Origin of the sequence: Sphingomonas sp. PP-CE-3G-477 (assembly GCF_003050745.1) — a bacterium.
Classification (GTDB): domain Bacteria; phylum Pseudomonadota; class Alphaproteobacteria; order Sphingomonadales; family Sphingomonadaceae; genus Sphingomonas.
This window is the reverse complement of record NZ_QAOF01000002.1, coordinates 153105-175789: the sequence shown is the minus strand read 5'-3', so window position 1 is coordinate 175789 and position 22685 is coordinate 153105. Positions and strand designations below refer to the sequence as shown.

Here is a 22685-nt window from a genome sequence, read left to right as displayed (position 1 = left end):
CGCGCTCCTAGAGCATCGCCCCGATCAGGTGAAGCCTGCGCGGGCGGATCAATGCCGCAACGTCGCGACGATCCCCGCCATCTCGAACACGGTGGCCTGCGCATCGAGCGACAGGCCGATCGCGGCACCCGCCAGTTCGCGCGCTGCGGCGTGCGCGTCGAGCGCGGATCGCAGCGCTGGCCCCGACCGGGTCCGGGCGGCGTCGGCGATGAATGCGGGCGCACGATCGAGGAACGCCTCGTAGCGGGGTTGCGCGGTCTTGAGCCCTAGAGCCTTGGCGAGCTTCAACCGGCGGCCGTTATCGCGGTCGCCGTCCTGCGCGATCGCGGCGATGGCATCGTCGATCGCGGCGATGTCGAGCCCGGCATAGCGGAGCGCGCGACCGGGTGCGCCGTCGCTGGCACGAACCAGTGCCGCGACTTCGTTCTCGTCCGCGTCGGGCTGCAACGTCCGGATCGCGGTCGCAACCTCGCCGTCCGAGAGCGCCTCGAACCGGAGTAGCCGGCACCGCGAGCGGATCGTGGGGAGCAACCGGCCCGGCGCATGACTGACGAGCAGGAAGATCGTCCCGGCCGGCGGCTCCTCGAGGTTCTTGAGCAACGCATTCGCCCCGCCCCGCTCCAGATCGTCGATCGCATCGATCACGACCACGCGGCGGGGGCTCATCGACGGCGTCGTCGCGAACAAAGGTTGCAGCGTGCGGACCTGCGCGATCGTGATGCTGCGGGCGAGATCCTGGTCGGGCTTCTCGGGATCCTTCGGCAGGCGCGCCAGCACACGGAAGTCGGGGTGCGACCCGGCCTCCATGAGCGACCGCGTCCTGTTTCCCTCGGGAACAGCAAGGTCGGTCGAGCCGCCATCGGGCTCGGCTGCATCCGCCAGCATCCGCATGGCTGCGGCGCGTGCGAAACTCGCCTTGCCGACGCCCTGCGGTCCGGCGATCAGCCATGCGTGATGCAGCGAACCGCCGCGCATCGCCGCCATGAAGGCAGCCTGCGCGGCGGTATTGCCAATGATCGGCGTCATGCCGGCAACGCCGTCGGCGCCGGAGTCATCAGCCGAAGAAGCCGGTCAGCCCTGCCCATGCGCGACCGAAGAAGCCCGCGACCGCGACGTCCTTCTCGGCGACCAGCGGCATCGTCTGCTGAAGACCGTCGGACGTCGTCACGACGAGATCGGCGATATGCTGGCCGGCCTTGATCGGCGCCTTGATCGGACCGTCATAGACCACTTTGGCGGTCATGGTCGGCGAGGTGCCGGCGGGCAGCGTGACCGTCAGTGCCTTGGGGGCGATGAGCCCGACCGACGAGCTGTCGCCGAGCTGGACCGCGGCGGTCTCGATCTTCTTGCCCTTCGCGACGATCGGCTTCGACTGCCATGCACGGAAGCCCCATTCCATGAAACGGACGGACTCTTCCGCGCGCTGGCCGGCGCTGGTCAGGCCGGCGACGACCATCACGAGGCGGCGGCCGTTCTGGATCGCGGACCCCGTGAAGCCATAACCGGCTTCCTCGGTGTGGCCGGTCTTAAGCCCGTCGGCACCGGCGACGCGGCCGAGGATCGGGTCGCGGTTCGCCTGGGTGATGGCGCTGCCGCCCATCGTCTTGCCCCAGGTGAAGTCGCGCTTCGAATAGAATTGCTTGTAGAGATCGGGGTAGTTGGTGATCGTCGCCGCGGCGAGCTTTGCCAGATCATGCGCGGTGACATAGGTGACGCCGTTGTCGGGCCAGCCGTTGGCGGTGCCGAAATGGCTGTCCTTGAGACCCAGCTCGGCGGCCTTGCGGTTCATCCGCTCGGTGAACGCCTGCTCCGACCCGGAGATGCCCTCGGCGAGCACGATGCACGCGTCGTTGCCCGACAGCGTGACGATCCCGTAGAGCAGATTGGCTACGCTGACGTTCTCGCCCGACGAGAGGAACATCGTCGAACCTGCTGACGGACCATGCCATTTCGCCCAGGTCTCTGGCCGCACCGGCATCATCTGGTCGAGCTTCAGCTCGCCCTTCTTCACCATGTCGAACGCGACATAGACGGTCATCATCTTGGCGAGCGACGCTGGCGGCATGCGGCGGTCGGCGTCACGCGCGAACAGGACTGCGCCCGATGAGAGATCTTCCATATAGGCGATCGGCGCGGCGGTCTGGAACTGCGGCGCGGCGGCAATGGACGGATGTGCCAGCGCGATGGCGACGAGCGGTGCGACGATCAGCTTCTTCATGCGGTATTCCGTGAGCAAAAGGGAACTCAATCCGTAGGCAGGACTTGTGCATCGCCATAGCCGCGCTCGGCGACCGCGTCACGCGCGCGTTGCAGGCTTGCGGCATCTTTGAACGGTCCGATGCGGACGCGGTACAGTCCACCGCGTTCGACGACATCGGCATCTAGGCGCTTCGCCAACGCGGTTGCACGGTCAGTGCATCGAAACTCGCGGCCTGCGTGAACGCCGGCATCCGCGCCGCAGCGGCTTTACCGGCGCGCAATAGCGACGCATCCTGCATGGTGGGTATGATCGCTCGGATCCTTACCCTGGCGATCTGTCGCCCATCGGTGCCGAGCAGATGCGCCGCGGCGCGCGACAGATCGATCATCCGGTCCTTTCGGCCGGGGCCGCGGTCGTTGATCCGTACCAGGATAGACCGTCCGGTTTCGACCGACGTCACCTCGACGAACGAGCCCAGTGGCAAGGTTCGGTGGGCGGCGGTCATCGCGCCGGGATCGAACGCCTCGCCCGATGCCGTGCGGTTACCCGACAATTCCTCGCCATACCAACTCGCGAGGCCGGTATCCTGATAGCTGCCGTAAAGTCCGCCCCCCGCTGGGAAGGTCGCACCGACGCTATCGTGTGCGTTGCTGCACGCCCCCAGCGCGAACGCCAGGCACAGGACCCTAGCGCTCGACCGCATCGGCCAGCAATCCGACCGACAGCGCGTAGAAGTTCGAGCAATTGTAATCGAGGATCACGCGGTAGTTGCTGGTGAGCAGATAGGCGGTAGCGCCCTGCCCGTCCGGCTCGAGCAACGTCGCCATCACGCTGTCGGCGGGTAAGCTCCTGCCCTGTGGCGTCACGCCAAGCGCGCGCCACTCGGCGATCGTCCGCCAGCCGCTATGTCGCTCGAACACGCGAGGGCAGCGCGGCGACACCAGCCGGTTGCGGACCTGCGACCGGTCGAGGCCCGCAGGCACGTTGACCGCGACGCCCCAGGGCTGGCCGGCGCGCCAGCCGGCGTCGATGAAGTAATTGCCGATCGATGCCAGCGTGTCGGCCGGGCTGTTCCAGATGTCCGCGCGACCATCGCCGTCGCCGTCGCGTGCAAGGCGGAGGTAGATCGACGGCAGGAACTGCGGATTGCCAGTGGCCCCTGCCCAGCTACCCTTCAGCTGCGAGCGGGTGACGCCGCGATCGAGCATCTTGAGCCCTGCGATGAACTCGCCGGCAAACAGCGACCGGCGCCGTCCCTCGTAAGCGAGGCTGGCGAGCGAGCGGAGCAGATCGAAGTCGCCGGTATAGCTGCCGTAATTCGTTTCATGCCCCCAGATCGCGACCATGATCGATTCGGGAACCCCGGTCTGCTGTTCGATCCGCTGCAACCGCGAGCGCTGCGCCAGATAGGTCTGGCGGCCGCGTGCGATCCGCGCCGCATCGACATGCTGGCTGCGATACGGTGCGAAGGCGGGGATCGCGCTGCTGGTGTTCGTCGCTCCGGGTTGCCCCCGATCGAGTTCGATCACGCGCGGGTTCAGCGTCAGGCCGGAAAACACCGCGTCGGCCGTCCGGACGCTGACGCCCTCGGCGAGCGCCTGCTGACGCAGCACCGTCATGTAAGACTGAAAACCCGGATCATCCTGCGCCATCGCCGATCCGTTACCGGACAGCATTGCGAGTATGCCGAATACGCCGTTGCGCAGCCTAGTCGCTGCTGTCGATGCCCCACCCATACCTAGGATGTGCCACAGACGCGTCCGTATCGGAACCTCGCACCGTCGTACGCCAGGCACGCACGGACGCGGGCGGATTTCATCCCCAGCAATTTCATTCTCGTGACGTTATGACGCTTGCACATCCCGGCAGGTACGCCTAACCGCAACGCCGTCGGGGAGTGGCGCAGGCTGGTAGCGCACCTGGTTTGGGACCAGGGGGTCGCAGGTTCGAATCCTGTCTCCCCGACCATCGTCTTACGGGGCGATACAAGGACGATCATGGCGCCTGCGAGCGCGGTCGTTCCCAATCATCCGATCTCCATCTCACGCATATCGGGTCAGCAGATCCGTTCGAGACACGAGCGTGCCGGCGCCTTTTACGTCGTCGCGAATTGTGGCTATCCGATCTCGGCACGACCGCGTTGACGCCAACCCGGTGGTGGAACGAAGGAGAGATGCGGTGATCGAGGTCAATTTCGACGGTATCGTCGGCCCCACGCATAATTACGCCGGCCTTTCGATCGGCAATCGCGCATCGTCCGCCAACGCCGGTGCCGTTTCGGCGCCCAGGCTGGCCGCGTTGCAAGGCGTCGCGAAGATGCGGCGGCTGATGGCGATGGGGCTGAACCAGGGCGTCTTCCTGCCGCACGTCCGACCCAATGTCGGATGGCTTCGAGCACTCGGGTTCGTCGGCGACGATGCGGAGGTCCTTGCTTCGGCCTGGACCGCCGATCGGGCGCTGGTCGCCAACGCGATGTCGGCGTCGGCGATGTGGACGGCGAACGCGGGAACGGTCTCGCCGTCGTCCGATACGCGCGATGGCCTCTGCCATATCTCGGTGGCTAATCTGTCGACGATGCCGCATCGTGCGAGCGAAGCCGCTCAGACCGAACGCCAACTCCGCCTCGCCTTCGCCGACCCGCGTCACTTCCGCGTCCATTCCCCGGTACCGTCTGCGTTCGGCGATGAGGGTGCTGCGAACTTCATGCGGCTGGTGCCCCCTGCCGATGGCGCCGCGGTGGAGATGTTCGTCTATGGCGAGGGCCAGGCCGGCGGATTCCCGGCACGTCAGCACCGCACCGCCAGCGAGGCGGTCGCGCGTCGGCACGGGCTGAGCCCTGCGCGCACGCTGATGGTGCGCCAGAGCGATGCCGCGATCGCCGCGGGGGCGTTCCATAACGACGTCGTCGCAGTCGCGAACGGCCATGTCCTGTTCGCGCACGAGCAGGCGTTCGCCGAGCCTTCCGCGTTTCACGAGACCCTGAAAGCGTTGATGCCCGACGTTGCGATCGTCGAGGTGCCCGCAGATCGCGTGAGCCTAGACACCGCCATCCGAACCTATCTGTTCAATTCGCAGCTAGTCACGATGCCAGACGGCAGCATGACGCTCGTCCTTCCCGCCGAAGCGCACGAGAATGCGGACGTCTGGGCGTGGCTGTCCGAATTGATCGCCAGCGGCGGGCCGATCCAGCGGCTGGAGATCGTCGATGTCCGCGAGTCCATGCGGAACGGCGGCGGCCCAGCGTGCCTAAGGCTGCGCGTCCAGCTCAATGAGGAGGCGCTTGCCGCAATAGATCCCCGCTTCCTGCTCGACGAGGCTGCGTGCGGCAGAATCGAGTATGTCGTCGCGCACGAATGGCCGGAGGCGATCGCGATCGAAAACCTCGGCGATCCGCACCTGTGGGACCGCTGCATCAAAGCTCGCGCGGCGTTGACGGCGGCGCTCGGGTTTGCACCGGACGAGATCTAGGCATCTCCCGTCAGTTTGGAAGGTTGCCCGACTGCGGATTCATCAAAAAAAGCGGCTGCATTCCAGAATCGAATGCAGCCGAGGAGGAGGAGGAGTTGGACTGGCGCGCGCTTACATCTTGAAGCGTGCGCCCATCAGGAACGTGCGCCCGAAATGGTTATTCTCGTAGTTCCGGTTCGCATCGAGATCATTGTAGCGGCTGCGATAATTGTCGGTGAGGTTGGTACCCTCCAGCGACACCTCAACCATCGGCGTGAGCTTGTAGCGCAGCGACGCATCGACGTTGATCGTCGAGTTATACCCTTCGAACAAATTGCCGGTGGCCGAACTGCCGTCGATGTACGGGCTGCGATAGCTGATCGATCCGCGTGCGCTGAACTTCTTGTCTTCATAATAGAGCGTGCCGTTATAGGCGCGCTTCGACAGGCCGTAGAGAGTCGCGGTGCGCGTCGTGGCGGGCAGCGCGCCCAGCACGCCACCCGGTGTCAGTACCGCCCCGGTGGTCGGGTTGAAGGTCGGCCGCGACACCGTCGTCGCCGGGCCGGCCTGCGTATAATCAGCGTCCGAGCTAATGAACGTCGCGTTGGCCAGGAAGCCGAAATTCTTCAGGAAGCCAGGCAGGAAGCGGAAGCTCGACTGGAGCGAGATTTCCATGCCCTTCAGCGACGCACCGACGCCGTTGATCGGCGCGTTGATCTGCCATTCCTGGCCTTCGGGATTGAGCGCAGCCGGTGAGCTTGCCGGGATCACCGAGAGCGGTAGGCCGGTCGAGGCAAACGTGCCGCTGCGGGGTTGCGTGACGGGGAAGCTCTCGATCAGCTTCTTGAACACCGCGACCGAAAAGATCGACTGCGGCGCGAAATACCATTCGGCGGCAAGATCGAGCGCGGTCGCGCGGAACGGCTTGAGCTGCGGGTTGCCGAACGTCACGCGGTAGTTGAAGCCGTCGACCGACCCACCCGGCGTCAGGCTGCCCAGGCTCGGACGCGTCAGCACCTTGGAGATCGCACCGCGCAGGATGATATCGTCGGTCGGGAAGAACGCGACGTTGATCGCCGGGAGCCAGTCGTCATAGCTGCGTCCGACCGTCGCCGGCGTGTTGACGGTGACGCCCCCGACCACCGCCGACGAGATGCCGGTCGATTTCTGGCTGGTATGGGCATAGCGCATGCCGGCGTTCGCCGCATAGTTGAGGCCCAGAATGTCGCCCTTGACGTCGAACTGCATGTAACCGCCGGTGACTTCCTCGATCACGCTGCGGGTATCGCCGACCAGCACCGTCGGCGTGCGGCCGTACAGCCCCGTATAGGCAGCCGATGCATCGATGTTCGGCACCAGGAAGCTGGTGGTCGTTCCCGACGGTTGCCCGGCCTTGCCCAGGTTGAAGATCTCGCCGAGATTGCCAGCGGGGAAACCGTAGATCGCGGTCGGGCCGAACAGCGTGTTGGGCGAACAGGTGAGCGTGCCGAGCACGACATCCTTGCCGCCAGCGTTAGGGCAGACGACGGCATCGCGCGAGAAGCCCTTGGTATCGAACGAGAAGCGACGATACATCGCGCCCGTCTTGATCTGGAACCCTTCGGCGACGTCCCATTCCGTACGAAGCTGCCCAGTGCGGAAGGTGTTGACCGTTTCGGATGGCCGATCGCGGATTTCGGCGAGCTGGAAGTTCGCCGGATCGGTTACGCTCGTCCCGAAGGTCAGCGTCGGACGCTTCATGTCGGTATAGTCGTAGCTATACCCCTGCGCGTCGCGATCGTCGAACACGAAGGTCGTCTCGACCGGGATCGTCGCATCCGATTTCGAGAAGCCGCCGAGCAGCGTGAAGCGGAACTTGTCGGTCACGTCCTGATCCCAGCTGCCGCCCAGCTGATAGAATTCGGTCTGCGATTTGCGCAGATAATGCTCGGTGCGGACCCAGGCGTCGTTGAGCGTCGCCTTCACCAGATTGTTGTTGCCGTCGATCGTGAAGTTGCTGATGTCGATCGAGCGTTCGTTCGAGCGGAGCAGCACTTCGCCCCATTTCTCCTCGCGGGTCTCCTTGAAGCGGGAATAGAGTCCATCGATCGAGATCTTGGTCGCGTCGGTCGGCGACCATTGGACGCTGCCGGTCAGGCCGAGCCGTTCGCGATCGTGACGTACCGAGCCGTAGCGCGGAATGCGGGGGTGGAAGGCGAGCGCGGCCTGATCGCAACCGGCCGCGTTTGTGTAGGTACCGCCGCGATTTGGCTGGGTGAAACAGCGGGTGCCGTTCACCGAATCGAACACGCCCTGTGCCCAGCGGACGCTGTTGTTGCCGAGCTCGAAATTGTTGGTCTTGGTGTACGCTCCCGACAGCGCGACGCCGAACGTGCCGTCCGCCGACTTCCACGAAAGCAGGCCGGCGAGACGCGGGCCGAAGTTCTTGCTGAGATCGTTGTAGCTTGCCTGCGCGGAGCCGACGAGCGTGACGCCGGTCTTGCCGCCGAGCGGGTTGCCGGTGTTGAGATCGACCACCGCACCCAGCGAGCCTTCGTCGAGCGACGCTTCGGCAGTCTTGTGGACGACGATGGAATTGAAGAGTTCGGATGCAAAGACGTTGAAATCGAACGCGCGATCGCGGTTCGAACTGGCGCCATCGGTCGACGTCGCCACCGTTTCCAGTCCATTGACGCGGACCCGTGTATATTGCGCGCCCAAACCGCGGACCGTGATCGCGCGTCCCTCGCCTGCATCGCGCTGGATCGAGATGCCCGGGATACGCTGCAGTGATTCCGCGAGGTTCTGATCGGGGAACTTGGCGATATCCTCCGCGACGATCGCGTCGACCGAGGACACCGACTGGCGCTTGACGTTCAGCGCCGCGTCGAGCGAGCGGCGAAAGCCCGTGACGATGATCTCGGCGGTCTCGCTATCGGGCGATACGATCTCAGGCGCCGACTGCGGTGCCGTCGTTGCGGCGGGGTCGACCGGCTGGCCCTGCGGCACGACGGCGGTCTGCGCGGGCGATGGATCGACCTGTGCCGGCGTTCCCGGCGTCTGGCTGTTCGGAATCTGTGCCGCCTGCGCGAAGGCGGCTGCGGGCATGGCGAGCGCCAGGACGAGGGTGCCGGCGGAGATGCCTGTGCGCCAATTCATCCGCAAATTCGCTGCCGTTGTTTGCACGTCCATTTCTTCACTCCCCGTTCGGTCTACGCCGATGACACCGGTTGCGCGATCGGCTGGACACCGCTCGGCCACCGCCCTGAAATTCTTGGGGAATAAGACCCGTTGCTTCGAACGGGTGCATCTTATCCTCTCCCGGGCTGCCAGTTGTTGCTGGTCCGCCCCCCGGTTCCTTGCATGCTTAGGTAACCGGTGTCAGAACAATGTCGCACGATCGGTTGCGTGTCAACATGCCGCGGAATGCATCGTGCCATGCAGGAGAAGCGAGAATGCTGCGATCGATGCTATCGGCGCTTTTCGGGCTGCTAGGTCTGGCTGCCGGCGCGTATGCGCAGGCCGCCACGTCGCGACCAATGGTGATCGTCGACGAAGCCACGACGATGCGGCGAGAACCCCCGCCCCACGGGGCGATTGGCTCCAGCACGGCCTACCGGATCAGCGACGCGGTACCGGGCAGAACGATGGAGTTTCGCAAGCGGATACTGCACCCCCGGAGTGCGATCGGCCTGCACCAGATCGCGCATGACGAGGTGTATTACGTCCTCTCCGGCACGGGTATCGTCTCATCCGGCGGCGCAAAACGGCCGGTCCGTGCGGGTATCGCCGCCTATCTGTTCGACGGGGAAACCGTCGGCATCGAACAGACGGGCAAGGCACCATTGGTGCTGATCATCGCCTATCCGATTGCGAAGTAACGAGTCAGGTTCCAGGCTGGATATAGGGTACGCGCCCGAAGAGTTCGCGTTGCCATGCGCGCGGGTCGTTCTCGATCCGCGAGCGTGCGTCGAAGATCATCGTCGCGCGGCTCGACAGGTCATAGTGTGGCCAATTTGGCGTGCCCTGATGGTTTGGGTCCCCCGTCGTGGCAAAGGCGACGAACGCGTCCTGCATCGCTTTGGACGCCGCGCGCGCATCCGCTGCCGTCCCGGTCTGCGATCCCGTGGCACCCAGGGTTCCGAACACCAGCGGGATATCCATTGTGTGGAACGCGCCACGACGCGGATCCGTCCGAGAGGCGAAATCGACCTGATAGACCCAGCAGGGGGCGTCCGCCTGCGCACGCGCTTCAGCCTCGATCACCTGCCCGCGCCAGCTTCGCCCCGCGGTGGTGGCGTCATAGAAGACGTCGATCGGCGCCCATGTCGGATAGCGCTCGCGATACTGCGCGACCACCCATCCGGGCAGGATGTCGATCTTGAGTTCGGGCGCCATGCGTGTCGCGAGATTGCCCCAGTCGAGCCCCCTCACCTTCGGCGAATCGTGGCCGATGAACGCGCGCGTCTCATCATGCGTGTTGCCGAGCATCATCGGAATGCGGTTTCCGAGCGGGTTCGCATCGGGCCAGAACGGGTGCCGGGTCAGCCATTTCATGTCGAGCACCGGTCCGAAATACACGCCGCCACCCAAGATCGGATCGGTCGCATCGAGTGCATCGACCAGCTTCTCGACAGGCATCGCCAGCAACGGCGACAGATCGCGGTCCGTCAGGCCCAGCCGGGCCAGATACGCCCGTGCGCGCGCCGTCGCGTTCATCGGGCCGGACACGGTGACCTGCTGCCCGCTCATCGTCGCGGCGCGGTGGAACAGGCCCGCGGCGGCGGGCATCCCCATCATCGTCGCGATCTTCGCACCGCCGCCCGATTGGCCGAAGACCATCACGCGCGACGGATCCCCGCCGAACGCCGCGATGTTGTCCCGCACCCATCGCAGCGCGAGGATCAGATCAAGTTGTCCGGCATTGCCGCTATCGGAAAACCGCGGATCGAGCCTCGCGAGATACAGATAGCCGAGCGCGTTCAGGCGGTGATTGACGGTGACGACGACGCAGTCGCCGCGCGCCGCGAGTGCCTGCCCATCGTTCAGCGGATCGGTGACGCTCCCGTTCGAATATGCGCCGCCGTGGATATAGACCATCACCGGCTTTTTCGCGCGCGCGTCTGGTTCCGCGGTCCAGACGTTCAGGAACAGGCAGTCCTCGGATTGCGGGGTGTATGGTCCCGATTGCGGGCACACGGGTCCGAAGTCCTGCGCCGGTCGCCTCTGGCCCAGCATCGATACCGGTAAAGGCGCTCGAAACCGGTCTGCACGGCCATAGCGAATGCCCTTGAAGGCGAGGACGTGCCCGTCCGCGTGCCCGACGAAATTACCCGCGGGCGAGTGTACTATCGGCACGCCCGACGCCCGCGCACCTCCAGCCAGGATCAGTGCCGCCGCGCCGCCGATGGTGCCGCGGCGTGTCCAGCCGTCAGCGCCGGACATCCAGCCCGCCCGCGAGATAGGCGTCGATGTCCGCCTGCCGGAACAGGCTCGCGTCGCCCGGCAGCGAGTGCTTCAACGCGGCGAGCGCGAGGCCGATGCGTGCCGTGTCCTCGATGCCCTTGCCCGAACGCAGGCCGTGCAGCACCCCGGCCGCGAAGGCATCGCCGCCGCCGATCCGGTCGACGATCCCGGCCAGCACGACCTCGTCCGTCTGGACGTGCGCGTCGCGCGTATCGATCCGCGCCGACAGACGGTGGAGATCGACATGCTCGACATGCCGCGCGGTCGAGGCGATCGTCTGTAGCCTCGGGAACGCCGCGAATGCCGCCTCCGTCGCCTCGCGCCGACGATCTTCTGCCTCGCCGGAAAAGTCCCGGTCGAGCAATAGCGCGATATCGCGGTGGTTGCCGAACATCAGGTCGGCATGCTCGACGAGTTGGGTCAGGATCGTGCGCGGATCCGAGTCCCACCGTTCCCATAATTTACCACGCCAGTTACCGTCGAACGAGACGGCGATCCCCCGCTCCGTCGCCGCGCGAACGGCGGCCAGTGCTGCCTCGGCGGGAACGGGACCGAGTGCCGGCGTGATCCCCGACAGATGGAGCCGATCGACGCCGTCGAGCAACGCGTCCCAATCCCAGGCGCTCGATGCCGCCTCCGCGAACGACGACCAGGCGCGATCGTAGATGACTTCGGTCGCGCGCAAGCCCGCACCCGACGTGACGAAATACAGCCCCATCCGGTCGCCGCCCAGCGCGATCGTCGACGTGTCGACACCATGCCCGCGCAACGTCGTCACGGCAGCACGGCCCAGGTCGTTGTCGGGCACCATCGTCGCCATGCCAACATCGTGGCCGAGCCGCGCGAGCTGCGTGACGACATTGGCCTCCGCACCTGCGACCCATACGTCGAGCTTTGGCGTCTGCAACAGCACTTCACGCCCCGGCGGGGAAAGCCGTAGCATGATCTCGCCGAATGCCAGGAATTTAGCCATGTCGCCCCTATTTCAAATCGCGGTACCGACGGTCAGGGTTATCGTGCCAGCCAGCCGCCGTCGACCGCCAGGATATGCCCCTGGACATACTTCGCCGCCGCCGACGACAGGAACACCGCCGCACCACCGAGATCGGAGGCGTCGCCCCAAGCGCCAGCGGGAATCCGGTCCATGATCGACTTGTTGCGCACCTCGTCGGCCTGCAACGCCGCTGTATTGTTGGTCGCGATGTAGCCGGGCGCGATCGCGTTGACGTTGATGCCCTTGGCCGCCCATTCGTTCGCGAGCAGCTTGGTCAGCCCGCCGATCCCGGACTTCGATGCGGTGTAACTCGGCACGCGGATGCCACCCTGGAAGGTCAGCATCGAGGCGATGTTGACGATCTTGCCGGAGCCCCCCCCCTTTTCGATGCGCGCGATCATGTGCCGCCCCGCCGCCTGACACAGGAAGAACACCGACTTGAGGTTAGTGTCGATCACCGCATCCCAGTCCCCCTCGGTGAAGTCGACCGCATCGGCGCGGCGGATGATACCGGCGTTGTTGATCAAGATGTCGAGCCCGCCAAGCTTGGCGACCGTCTCGTCAACGACGCGCTGGACGGGTTCGATCGTCGAGAGGTCGGCCGAGACGATCTCCGCTTTCCGCCCAAGCGCGCGGATCTGCGCGACGGTGTCTTCGGCGGGCGTGCGGCCGACGCATGCGACGTCCGCGCCGGCTGCCGCTAGCGCGACGGCGATGGCTTGGCCGATACCGGTGTTCGCGCCGGTGACGATGGCGACCTTGCCGGTCAGGTCGAAGGGGTTTGTCATGCTTTCTCTCTCGTTCCCCTCCCGCTTGCGGGAGGGGCTAGGGGAGGGGAAATGCGGACCAACGCTCGTGGACACGCCCTCCCCCGACCCCTCCCGTTAACGGGAGGGGAGCAGAAGTTACGCGAGCTGGCAGATATCCAGGACATTCATGTCGGTATAATCCTGGTTCTCGCCGGCCATCGCCCAGATGAACGCGTAAGCCTTCGTCCCCGAACCCATGTGGATCGACCAGGGCGGGCTGATCACCGCTTCCTCGTTCGCCATGACGATGTGACGGGTCGCCTCGCCTTCGCCCATGTAGTGGAACACGCGATCCTTCTCGAGATCGTCGAGTTCGAAGTAGAAATAGATTTCGCTGCGACGCTCATGGATGTGCGGCGGCATCGTGTTCCAGACCGAGCCGGGCTTCAGGACGGTAAGGCCCATGACGAGCTGCGCGCTGTCGCAGATGCCCGGGATGACCATCTGGTAGATCGTCCGCTCGTTCGACTCCTCGAGGCTGCCGCGCTCCAGTGTCGTCGCATCGCCGACCGAGATCACCCGCGTCGTGAACGCCTTGTGCGCCGGGCACGACGCCAGATAGAAGCGCCCGCCGTCGCCGGAGAACTGCACATCCTTCGCGCCCATCGTCACGTACAGGCAATCCTTGTTGCCGAGCGTGAACGTCTCGCCGTCGACCGTGACGGTGCCGGTGACCTTGCCGACATTGACGACCGCAAGCTCGCGACGCTCCAGGAACGGATGCCCTGCCGCCGACGCCGGCTCGGCCTGGTCGGGCAGCTTCACCGATCCGCTCGCGACGGCGACGCCGCCGATCACGAAGCGCTCTGCGTGCGTGTAATTCAGCACGCATTCGCCGTCGCGGAACAGATCCTGGATCAGATAGCGGTCGCGCAGTTCTTCGTTGGAGACGCACTCCATCATGTCGGGGTGCGTGGCGTAATAGGTGCGATCGTACATAAAGGCTCCGGTCAGGCCGCTTTTGCGACGGAAAAGGGTTCGTCGATACGGTAGGCGCGGCGGACGAGGCCGTTGGTCAGCTCGTGTGCGAGATCGGCAGCTTCCCAGTCGGCGAGACGGTGTTCCGCCACCAGCCGTGCGAGGAACCCGCAGTCGATCCGCCGCGCCACATCGTGCCGCGCCGGGATCGAGAGAAACGCGCGCGTATCGTCGTTGAAGCCGACGGTGTTGTAGAAGCCCGCGGTCTCGGTCGTCATCTCACGGAACCGACGCATCCCCTCGGGGCTGTCGTGGAACCACCAGGACGGGCCAAGCTTGAGGCAAGGATAGTGCCCCGCCAGCGGTGCCAGTTCCCGTGCATACGAACTTTCGTCGAGCGTGAAGAGGATGATCGACAGCCGCGTGCTGGTTCCGAACCGGTCGAGCAGCGGCTTGAGCGCATGGACGTAATCGGTCCGCATCGGGATATCGGCGCCCTTGTCGCGGCCATGGCTCGCGAAGAGGCCCGCATTGTGGTTGCGCGACGAGCCCGGATGGATCTGCATCACCATGCCGTCCTCGACCGACATCGCCGCCATCTCGGTCAGCATCTGCGCACGGAACAGCTCCGCGTCGGCCGGCGTCCAAGCGCCCCGCATCACCTTGGCGAACAGTGCCTCGGCCTCGACCGCGGAGAGGTTCGCGGTCGCTGCGGTCGGGTGGCCGTGATCGGTCGCGGTGGCACCTGCCGCGCGGAAATCGGCGCGGCGCTTGCGGTGCGCGGAAAGATAGCCCTTCCAGCCGTACACGTCTTCACCGGTCAGTTCGGCAAAGCGCGCCATCGCCGGCTTGAACGCCTCATGCTCGACGTCGATCACGCCGTCGGGGCGATAGGTGGTGACGACGCGCCCGTTCCAGCCCGACTGGCGGATACGCTTGTGCGCGGCAAGGTCGTCATGCGCGCCTTCGGTGGTTGCCAGGAACTCGATCCCGAACCGATCGAACAGCGCGCGGGGGCGGAAGGCCTCCGACGCGAGCTTCTCGCCGATCAGGTCGAAATACCGGTCCGCGGTCGATGGCTCCAGCGCGACGTCGATCCCGAACACGTCCGAAAAGACATGATCCAGCCACAGCCGCGACGGCGTACCGCGAAACAGCGTGTAGTGATCAGCGAACACGCGCCACGCCGCACGCGGATCGGTCGCCGGAACGCCGTCGATCCGCGGGATCGCCAGCGCATCCAGATCGACACCCTGACTGTACAGCATCCGGTACAGATAATGGTCGGGCGCCAGCAGCAACGTCGTCGCGTCGGTCCAGTGTGCATTCTCGGCGAACCAGGTCGGATCGGTATGGCCATGCGGACTGACGATCGGCAGCCCAGCGACTTCGGCGTAGAGCGCCCGCGCGATGTCGCGCGTCACCGGGTCGGCGGGAAGCAGGCGATCGGGATGCAGTTCCAACGCACGGGCCATTCCACTCTCCCACTTCCCAAGGTTCGAACCGCTTTTGCGCGGCCTGTCGACCATCTGGTAACCGGTGTCAGTTTTCGACGCAACCGCAAAGCGGCGGTGGGATCATGCCGCGTCGGGCTCCGCCGGCGGTGCCACCGAACCACGTCGAATCAGCGTCGACAGGAACAGGGACGGCTCCTCGACGAGATCGCTACCATCGTCGACGCCGGCGATCAGCTTCAACGCGGCGGACCGTGCCATCGAGGCGATCGGCCAGCGCACCGTCGTCAATGGCGGCCAGACATGCGCGGCGATCGGCGTATCGTCGAAGCCGACGATCGACAGATCGTGCGGGATATCCAGACCACGCTGGCGGGCGGCGTGAATGATGCCCGCGGCCATCTCGTCGTTGGACGAGAAGATCGCGGTCGGCCGTGGCATCAGGTCGAGCAGGCGCTCGGCCGCGGCCAGCCCCGACTCGAACGTGTAGTTCCCATCCGCGATCATGCTGCGGGGCAGCGCGATCCCGGCCGCGGCCAGTGCGTCCTCGAACCCGAGACGCCGTTCGCGTGCCGACCGGAAGCCGTGCGGGCCTGCGACCAAGCCGATCCGTCTATGTCCTTGCGCGATCAGATACTCCGTGGCGATCCGCACCGCCTCCCGGTCGTTCGACGCGACCATATGATCGTTGTCGTCGATCACGGCCGAGCCCATCCGCACGTAGCGACAGCCGATCGCATCGCAGAGCGCCGCCACCGAGTCGTTCTCGCTCACCGGCGGCATCAACAGCACCCCGAACAGCCTTTGGCGTTCCAGGAAGTGTCGCAGATCATCGAGCATCGTCGCCGAGCCGCGATCGAGCGGACGGACGACCATCTCGAACTCGGTCCCGTGAAGCGCCTCGAGCATGCCCTGCTGCACGTTCAGGACGGTCTGTGCATTGGGATTGTCGTGCACCAGACCGATCAGGAAATTACGCCTGAGCGCCAGCGCGCGTGCCTGCGGGTTGGGAATATAGCCGAGTTCGCCGATCACATCCTCGACTCGCTTGCGCGTATCGTCGTTGAGCAATGGCGATCGGTTGATCACCCGGCTCACCGTCTTCTTCGAGACGCCGGCGATCCGCGCCACGTCGTTGATCGTAGGCTGGCCGGTTTTCTGCATTGGCTCGGCATAGCCGCGAGACATCGGATCGACCAGTCTCACCGTTGGCAAACCCTGTTCTTGCAATAAAAAGGACGGCTGCTTGTCAATGACACCGGTTTCCCATACGCTCGGGACAAAGCAGATTAACGCTATTACAGGAGGGGTTCTTGGCGGCACAGCCCGACACGACCGACAATATCCGGCATATCGCCCGTACTTTCGTCGATGCACGGCGTAGCGGCGCCGCCGTTCCGGAATTTCCGGGCGCCGTGCCTGCTACGTTGCGCGAAGGCTATGCGGTGCAGGACGCCGCGCTTCTCCTTGCCGATGGCATCGTCGCGGGGTGGAAGGTCGGCCGCATCAACCCGCCACTCGACGGCGTCGACCGTCTCACCGGCCCGATCTTCGCCGATCAGATCGTCACGCCAGCGGATGATCCAGCGGCGGGCGATCCGGTGGCGATGCCGGTGTTTGCGGACGGGTTCGCCGCGGCGGAGGCTGAGTTCCTGTTGCGGATCGGCACCGCGCCTGACCCCGCCAAGACGCACTATACGATGGCCGAGGCACGCGCGATGGTCGACGCGGTCCATGTCGGGATCGAGATCGCCAGTTCGCCGTTCCCCGGCATCAACGCGCTGGGTCCTACCGTCACGGTGTCCGATTTCGGTAACAACAACGGGCTAGTGATCGGCGCGGATGCTGCGGGATGGCGCAATGGCGATATCAACGGCTGGCCGGTCGAGCTCTGGATCAACGACGCCTTGATCGGGGCCGCGACGAGTGCGACGATGCTCGACGGGCCGTTTGGTGCGGTTCGGTATCTGCTCGAGCATATGGCCGCGCGTGGGATCGCGTTGTCATCCGGGCAGTGGGTCTCGACCGGGGCCGTTACCGGTGTCCATCCGGTCGCGATAGGCGACAGGGTCGAGGCGCGCTTCGACGGACGGTTCGCCGTCCATTGCACCATCAAGGCCCGCTAGAGGCTGCTTTTAGGAGAGAGTCCAATGGCAACGATGGACATGCCGGGAGGCACGGCAGGCGCGAATGGGGCCGGAGCAAATGGAACGAACGTAAATGGCATCGGCGGCAATATCGGCCGGTATCGCTGGCTGATCTGCAGCCTGTTGTTTGCCGCAACTGCGATAAACTATGTCGATCGCCAGATGATCGGCGTGTTGAAGCCGACGATTTCCGCCGAACTCGGCTGGAACGAGACGACCTATGCCGACGTGATCTTCTGGTTCCAGGCGGCCTATGCGATCGGCTATCTGAGCTTTGGCCGGATCGTTGACGTGCTTGGGGCGCGGATCGGCTATTCGGTGGCATTCGTGATCTGGACGCTCGGGCATACGCTGTGCGGGTTTGCGGGCAACGCGTTCCAGTTCTCGGCGGCACGCGTCGTGCTCGGCCTCGGCGAGGCAGGCAACTTCCCAGCCGGCATCAAGGCCGTCTCCGAATGGTTCCCCGCCAAGGAGCGCGCGTTTGCGACCGGCGTGTTCAACGCGGGCGCGAACATCGGCGCGGTGATCACGCCGCTGATCGTGCCGATCATCACGATCGCATTCGGCTGGCGGATGGCGTTCATCATCACCGGCGCGATCAGCCTGATCTGGCTCGTCGCCTGGATTGCGATCTATCGCCGTCCGCGCGAGGTGGCGAAGCTGTCGCCTGCTGAGCTCGCGCATATCGAGAGCGATCCGGCGGATCCTGCTAAGAAGATCGGCTGGCTCAAGCTGCTCGGCTACCGCGAGACCTGGGCGTATGCGCTGGGCAAGTTCCTGATCGATCCGATCTGGTGGCTGTTCCTGTTCTGGACGCCTGATTTCCTCGCCAAGACCTATCATCTCGATCTCAAGAGCTTCGGCCCGCCGCTCGTCGCAATCTACCTTCTCTCCGATGTTGGCAGCGTTGCGGGCGGCTGGTCGTCCTCGAAGCTTATGAAACGCGGCCATTCTGCAAACTTCGCGCGGAAGATCACGATGCTGGCGTGCGCGTTCCTGGTGATGCCGATCTTCTTTGCGCAATACGTCGACAATCTTTGGTTGGCGGTCGGGATCGTCGGGCTTGCGACGGCGGCGCATCAGGCGTTCTCGGCGAACCTCTACACGATCCCGTCCGACATGTTCCCGCGGGGGGCGGTCGGTTCGGTGGTCGGGATCGGCGGGACGGTCGGCGCGATCGGTGGCATGATGATGGCCAAGTTCACCGGATACGTCCTGCAGACTACCGGGAGCTATACGCTGATCTTCGCGGTTGCGGGCAGCACGTACCTGATCGCGATCACCGTCGTGCATCTGCTGTCGCCAAGGTTGGCGAGAGTGGACGCGGACTGAGGCCTGCCCTTGTTCTCCTGCGAAGGCGGGAGCCCAGCCTGGGCGCCCGCCTTCGCAGGAGAACAAGTTTAGGACGACGAACACTTGGCCAAATCGCTCAATGCCGATTGGCCCCAAGGAGAGAGCAGTGAAGCGTTTCACCACGGCGTCCGTCCTCGCACTGGCTGTCGCCAGTATCGCGCCCGCCGCCGCACAGGACGCGACCGGCCTCCTCTTCCGCGCCTCCGCCGACAAGAGCCTCACCGCCGACTACGCCACCGGCGACCCCGTCCCCAATTTCCGCAGCGGCGTCGATATCACCCCGGACGGTGCAATCGGCGGCGCAGCGCGCTGGGCGGACGACGGCTACGTTGCCTGGAAAGCAGCCGGCAACATTCGCGCGGACCGTGGCACGCTCGCCTTCTTCTGGCGCGCCCGCACCCCCGTCGGGGAAGCCCCGTTCGTAATCTTCCGCACCGGGTTCGCCGACCATTCGAGCTGGGATATGGCGTTCCTGCGGGTCGACTGGAACGGCAAGGGATTCGACGCCTTCGTGACCGACGCGAACCTTTCGCGCATCCGCGTCTCGTGGACGATCCCACGAGCACCAGCCACTGACGCATGGTCGCACGTCGCGTTCGCCTGGGACGAGACCGTTGGCGTGCAACTCTACGTCGACGGCAAGCTGGTCGCGCGAAAGGACCAGAAGGCCGATCTCGACAGCGGCCTCGACCAGTTCGGCCTCGCCGGGCGCGTCATGTCGCCGCACCAGGTCCAAAGCCGCTACAATTTCATGCGCGGATCGGACCTCGACGAGATCCGCGTCTACGACCGCATTCTCCCCGCCACCGACGTCGCATCGCTCGCGGAAAAACGCGAACCATCCGCCACCACCGCGACCGACCCGGCTGCCAGACGAGCCGCATGGCTCCACCGCTACGGCTGGAACAAGTCCACGCCGCCGGTTCTCGACGCCCCCGTCACCCGTGTCCGAAAAGTAGAATTCGCCGGCGCGAAGGACCTCAAGGAGTGGATGTGGAAAGGCGTCGACGGCATCGCCGAGACGACCTGGCCCGGCGTCTACAACCGCTCCCGCCTGCCCGGCCGCGACGATTATTTCGAGCTGCCCGACTGGAACACCTATGTCGAAGGCGGCAAGCGCTACGACCTGACGATCCCCCCGGGCGAGCGCGTTAATCGCGTCGAGATCCACGGCGCCGCATACGGCCGTCTCGACTGGAGCGACGCCGGCAAGACCGTCCAGATCGCCACCCGCCCGCAAGGCGTAGTCCGCAGCGTCGACCAGTTCGCCTCGCGCACCGGCGGCACGCTCAGCTTCACCAACACGATGCAGGAGCAGCCGATCCAGGAAATCTGGGCCTACGACCTCGGCGCGGGCGCGGAACCCGTCGGCAGCTTCAAGCTCTCTTACACCGTTGACGCGGCTGCATCGCCGAACCTCGCAGCACTCGCGCCCCTGAACGCCTACATCACCGGCCGCTTCGCACCGGACGAACGCAGCACCGTCGTCGCGATGCCCTCCGCAGGCCTTAAAGCCGCGGTCGGTGCAGGCACAGGCGGCGCATCGGGCGCCCCGGTCCGCCGCACGGACGCCGCCCCGATAGTCCACATGCTGATCCCGGCAAGCTTCGGCGACGCGCTGCCCGACCGCCCGCTAGCTCGCGCCTTCGATTACGGCTGGCAGAACCTCAACGACGGCCTCGACGGCATCGCGATCGACATCCCCGCACTGAAGGCTAGGCCCAACGCCGCCGGCCTGATTGCGCTCAACATCCGCGTGAAGGACCCGATCTGGCCCGGCCGCGACATGATCGACCTTTCCGTCTCGGTCCGTCCGAACGAAGCCCGCACGCTGTGGCTCGACTTGCGCGACCGCATCCTGCCGAACGACAGCCTCTATCTTACGATCGCCAGCGCCGCCCCCGACTTCGACGCCGCCGCGCTGAACGCCGCCAAGATCCGCCTCGTCTTCAAACCCCGCACCGCCGCCCTACCCGAGCACATCGCCGACCGCATGGCGCAGGTGAAGGACAATTGGGGCTTTCTCGTCGAGGAACACACAGCGTCGAAGCGCGCTGGCCTCTACAAGCGCCTCTTCGCCGACATCTCCGACCTGCTCCGCGTCGATCCCGACAACGCGCGCGCCCGCGCCTATTGGGCCGACATCAATTATCGCCCTGAGAACCTCCCAAACTTCGTCCAGCCCGTCGCCCCCGTCGGCGTCCCGCTTTGGGCCTTCCGCCAACTTGAAGACCTGAAGCGCGTCCGCCAGTTCGTCACGTGGTGGATCGACGAACGCCAGGTTCCCTATGGCGATTTCGGCGGTGGCCTGTCCGACGACACCGACCTGACGCAGCAATGGCCCGGCCTCGCGCTGATGGGTGTCGAACCCGACAAGATCAACGCTTCGCTCCGGGCGCTGTCGGATGCGGTCTACAAGAACGGCATGATCGTGAACGGGCTCGGCTACATCACCGCCGATGAACTCCACGCGTACGAGGAGGGCCTCAACAGCAACGCCGAACGCCTGTACCTCAACTGGGGCGAACCCAAAGCGGTCGAGCGCCTGATGGACAACACGCGCGCTCTGCAAACCGTGATCCTCGAGAACCCAGCCGGTCACATGCACTTCGCCAGCAACTGGTATGGCGGACGAAAGATGTACCGCGAAGGCGCGTGGGAATGGCAGAAGCCGTATGCGTTCACCGTCATGCACGGCCCGATGCTGGTCGGCCTTTACAACGCCAACCCGCTCGCCCGCGGGCTGGTCACCGGCGTGATCGATGGCTGGATGGCGCACGGCAAGCAGGCCCCGGACGGCAGCTGGAGCTACCCCAACGAGATCAACTGGCGCACCGACGCCGAGCGTGTCGGCGACGGCGGCGGCATCACCACGTCGTTACAGGCGACCTGGGCCGCATGGCGCTACACCGGCGATGCAAAATACCTCCGTCCGATCGAATCCCGCCTCGCCAAGGCCGGTCCTGGCGCGCTGGCCGAGTTCAACGAGAACGCGTTCGACGCCCTTCCCGGTGGCGCTGAAGCGCGTAAGAAACTGGCGGAGAAGAAGTCTGAAGACCCGTTCGCCCGCTACACCGCCTGGGCCGCGACGGGCGACACCACGGCGTTGGAAGCACTCCACGCCGACGCGATCGCCGATAAGTCGCAGCATATGGACATGTACACCGAGGGCCATTGGTGGAGCGACCGCGTCGATCAGCCGAGCGAGATCCTGCAACGCGAACGGCTCGGCGGCATCGCACTCCGCCGCAACCAGAGCTGGCCCGGCAATACAGTGAGCTGGCGCTTCGCCGAGCCGGGCGCGGCCGAGCGCGTCGCGGTCCTTCTGCCGGGCGCGAAACCGACCAAGTTCCGTGTGATCGCGTACAATACTACCGACCACGCTCAGCAAGCGACGATGTCGACTTGGACCGTCACCGCAGGCCGCTGGTCGATTCAGGCGTCGAGCAGCACCGACGGCGGCAAGACGCTCGCGCCGATCGGGGCTGCGCGGACCATGACACTCGAACGCAGCGCAAGCACCGACGTCTCCTTCGCACCTGGGACGACGGTACTCGACTTCGCCTTAGTCGAGCCCGGCCCGCCAGTGGATGAGCGCGCCGACCTCGGCATCGGCACGGACGACGTAGTCGTGAAGGGCCGGAGCGTAACGGTCACCGTCCACAGCCTCGGCGCGAAAAACGCGAAAGGCGGCCGTGCGGAACTGGTCGACGCGGCGGGCAGGATCGTCGCCATTGCGAGCATTTCCCCGCTAGCCGCCCCGCTCGATCTTCGGCCGAAGACAGCGATGGTGAAGCTGGCGATCCCATCCGGCGTCGATCTCTCGACGCTGACCGTCCAAGTCGCACTCGCCGGAGACGAACCCGAGATCACCCAAGTCAACAACCGCGTCCCGCTCCGATGATGAACCCGCGCACT

17 protein-coding genes and 1 tRNA gene are annotated in these 22685 nt (G+C 65.4%); 6 read left to right on the top strand and 12 right to left on the bottom strand.

Features of this window, described 5'->3' with window-relative positions; all coding sequences use genetic code 11:
- Positions 1 to 48: 48 nt before the first annotated feature.
- The 5 genes from C8J45_RS06120 to C8J45_RS06100 are packed head-to-tail and all read right to left on the bottom strand — an operon-like array spanning position 49 to position 3876.
- Positions 49 to 1026 (bottom strand): AAA family ATPase, encoded by a 978-nt coding sequence (locus tag C8J45_RS06120; RefSeq protein WP_107962403.1) that lies wholly within the window; start codon positions 1024 to 1026, stop codon positions 49 to 51.
- 28 nt (positions 1027 to 1054) lie between these two features.
- The gene (locus C8J45_RS06115) at positions 1055 to 2218 is read right to left on the bottom strand and encodes a D-alanyl-D-alanine carboxypeptidase family protein (protein ID WP_107962402.1); all 1164 of its coding nucleotides are present in this window, start codon (positions 2216 to 2218) and stop codon (positions 1055 to 1057) included.
- A 26-nt stretch (positions 2219 to 2244) separates the two neighbouring features.
- Positions 2245 to 2397: an SPOR domain-containing protein gene (locus tag C8J45_RS06110; RefSeq protein ID WP_107962401.1), complete on the bottom strand. Its 153-nt coding sequence runs from the start codon at positions 2395 to 2397 to the stop codon at positions 2245 to 2247.
- Positions 2382 to 2903 (bottom strand): septal ring lytic transglycosylase RlpA family protein, encoded by a 522-nt coding sequence (locus C8J45_RS06105; protein ID WP_107962400.1) that lies wholly within the window; start codon positions 2901 to 2903, stop codon positions 2382 to 2384. The genes C8J45_RS06110 and C8J45_RS06105 overlap by 16 nt, the downstream gene beginning before the upstream one ends.
- Positions 2887 to 3876: a lytic transglycosylase domain-containing protein gene (locus C8J45_RS06100; protein WP_258191327.1), complete on the bottom strand. Its 990-nt coding sequence runs from the start codon at positions 3874 to 3876 to the stop codon at positions 2887 to 2889. The genes C8J45_RS06105 and C8J45_RS06100 overlap by 17 nt, the downstream gene beginning before the upstream one ends.
- Before the next feature lie 215 nt (positions 3877 to 4091).
- Between C8J45_RS06100 and C8J45_RS06095 the strand changes: the two genes are divergently transcribed.
- Both C8J45_RS06095 and C8J45_RS06090 read left to right on the top strand, forming a co-directional pair.
- Positions 4092 to 4168, top strand: a tRNA-Pro gene (locus tag C8J45_RS06095).
- A 210-nt stretch (positions 4169 to 4378) separates the two neighbouring features.
- Positions 4379 to 5668: an N-succinylarginine dihydrolase gene (locus tag C8J45_RS06090; protein ID WP_107962399.1), complete on the top strand. Its 1290-nt coding sequence runs from the start codon at positions 4379 to 4381 to the stop codon at positions 5666 to 5668.
- A gap of 111 nt (positions 5669 to 5779) precedes the next feature.
- Here C8J45_RS06090 and C8J45_RS06085 read toward each other — a convergent pair whose 3' ends face one another.
- The gene (locus C8J45_RS06085) at positions 5780 to 8818 is read right to left on the bottom strand and encodes a TonB-dependent receptor (protein WP_244655535.1); all 3039 of its coding nucleotides are present in this window, start codon (positions 8816 to 8818) and stop codon (positions 5780 to 5782) included.
- A gap of 275 nt (positions 8819 to 9093) precedes the next feature.
- Between C8J45_RS06085 and C8J45_RS06080 the strand changes: the two genes are divergently transcribed.
- Positions 9094 to 9507: a cupin domain-containing protein gene (locus tag C8J45_RS06080; protein WP_107962616.1), complete on the top strand. Its 414-nt coding sequence runs from the start codon at positions 9094 to 9096 to the stop codon at positions 9505 to 9507.
- A gap of 4 nt (positions 9508 to 9511) precedes the next feature.
- On the opposite strand, the gene C8J45_RS06075 is transcribed toward C8J45_RS06080, so the two are convergent.
- The 6 genes from C8J45_RS06075 to C8J45_RS06050 form a co-directional block, all read right to left on the bottom strand.
- Complete coding sequence (locus tag C8J45_RS06075; protein WP_107962397.1) at positions 9512 to 11071, bottom strand: carboxylesterase/lipase family protein; 1560 nt, start codon at positions 11069 to 11071, stop codon at positions 9512 to 9514.
- Complete coding sequence (locus tag C8J45_RS06070) at positions 11058 to 12065, bottom strand: sugar kinase (RefSeq protein WP_107962396.1); 1008 nt, start codon at positions 12063 to 12065, stop codon at positions 11058 to 11060. The genes C8J45_RS06075 and C8J45_RS06070 overlap by 14 nt, the downstream gene beginning before the upstream one ends.
- A gap of 38 nt (positions 12066 to 12103) precedes the next feature.
- On the bottom strand, positions 12104 to 12874 hold the full coding sequence (gene kduD / locus C8J45_RS06065; protein WP_107962395.1) for a 2-dehydro-3-deoxy-D-gluconate 5-dehydrogenase KduD: 771 nt from the start codon (positions 12872 to 12874) through the stop codon (positions 12104 to 12106).
- 117 nt (positions 12875 to 12991) lie between these two features.
- Positions 12992 to 13834, bottom strand: a complete 843-nt coding sequence (gene kduI / locus C8J45_RS06060) for a 5-dehydro-4-deoxy-D-glucuronate isomerase (RefSeq protein WP_107962394.1) — start codon at positions 13832 to 13834, stop codon at positions 12992 to 12994.
- An 11-nt stretch (positions 13835 to 13845) separates the two neighbouring features.
- Positions 13846 to 15288 (bottom strand): glucuronate isomerase, encoded by a 1443-nt coding sequence (uxaC, locus tag C8J45_RS06055; protein WP_107962393.1) that lies wholly within the window; start codon positions 15286 to 15288, stop codon positions 13846 to 13848.
- Between the two features lie 102 nt (positions 15289 to 15390).
- On the bottom strand, positions 15391 to 16431 hold the full coding sequence (locus tag C8J45_RS06050; protein WP_107962615.1) for a LacI family DNA-binding transcriptional regulator: 1041 nt from the start codon (positions 16429 to 16431) through the stop codon (positions 15391 to 15393).
- A gap of 149 nt (positions 16432 to 16580) precedes the next feature.
- On the opposite strand from C8J45_RS06050, the gene C8J45_RS06045 reads away from it, so the two are divergent.
- From C8J45_RS06045 to C8J45_RS06035, 3 genes are all read left to right on the top strand, one after another.
- Positions 16581 to 17393, top strand: coding sequence for a 2-keto-4-pentenoate hydratase (locus C8J45_RS06045; RefSeq protein WP_107962392.1), 813 nt, complete (start codon positions 16581 to 16583; stop codon positions 17391 to 17393).
- A gap of 24 nt (positions 17394 to 17417) precedes the next feature.
- Positions 17418 to 18746 (top strand): MFS transporter, encoded by a 1329-nt coding sequence (locus C8J45_RS06040; RefSeq protein WP_107962391.1) that lies wholly within the window; start codon positions 17418 to 17420, stop codon positions 18744 to 18746.
- Positions 18747 to 18846: 100 nt separating this feature from the next.
- Positions 18847 to 22671, top strand: coding sequence for a LamG-like jellyroll fold domain-containing protein (locus C8J45_RS06035; protein ID WP_107962390.1), 3825 nt, complete (start codon positions 18847 to 18849; stop codon positions 22669 to 22671).
- The last annotated feature ends 14 nt before the right edge of the window (positions 22672 to 22685 follow it).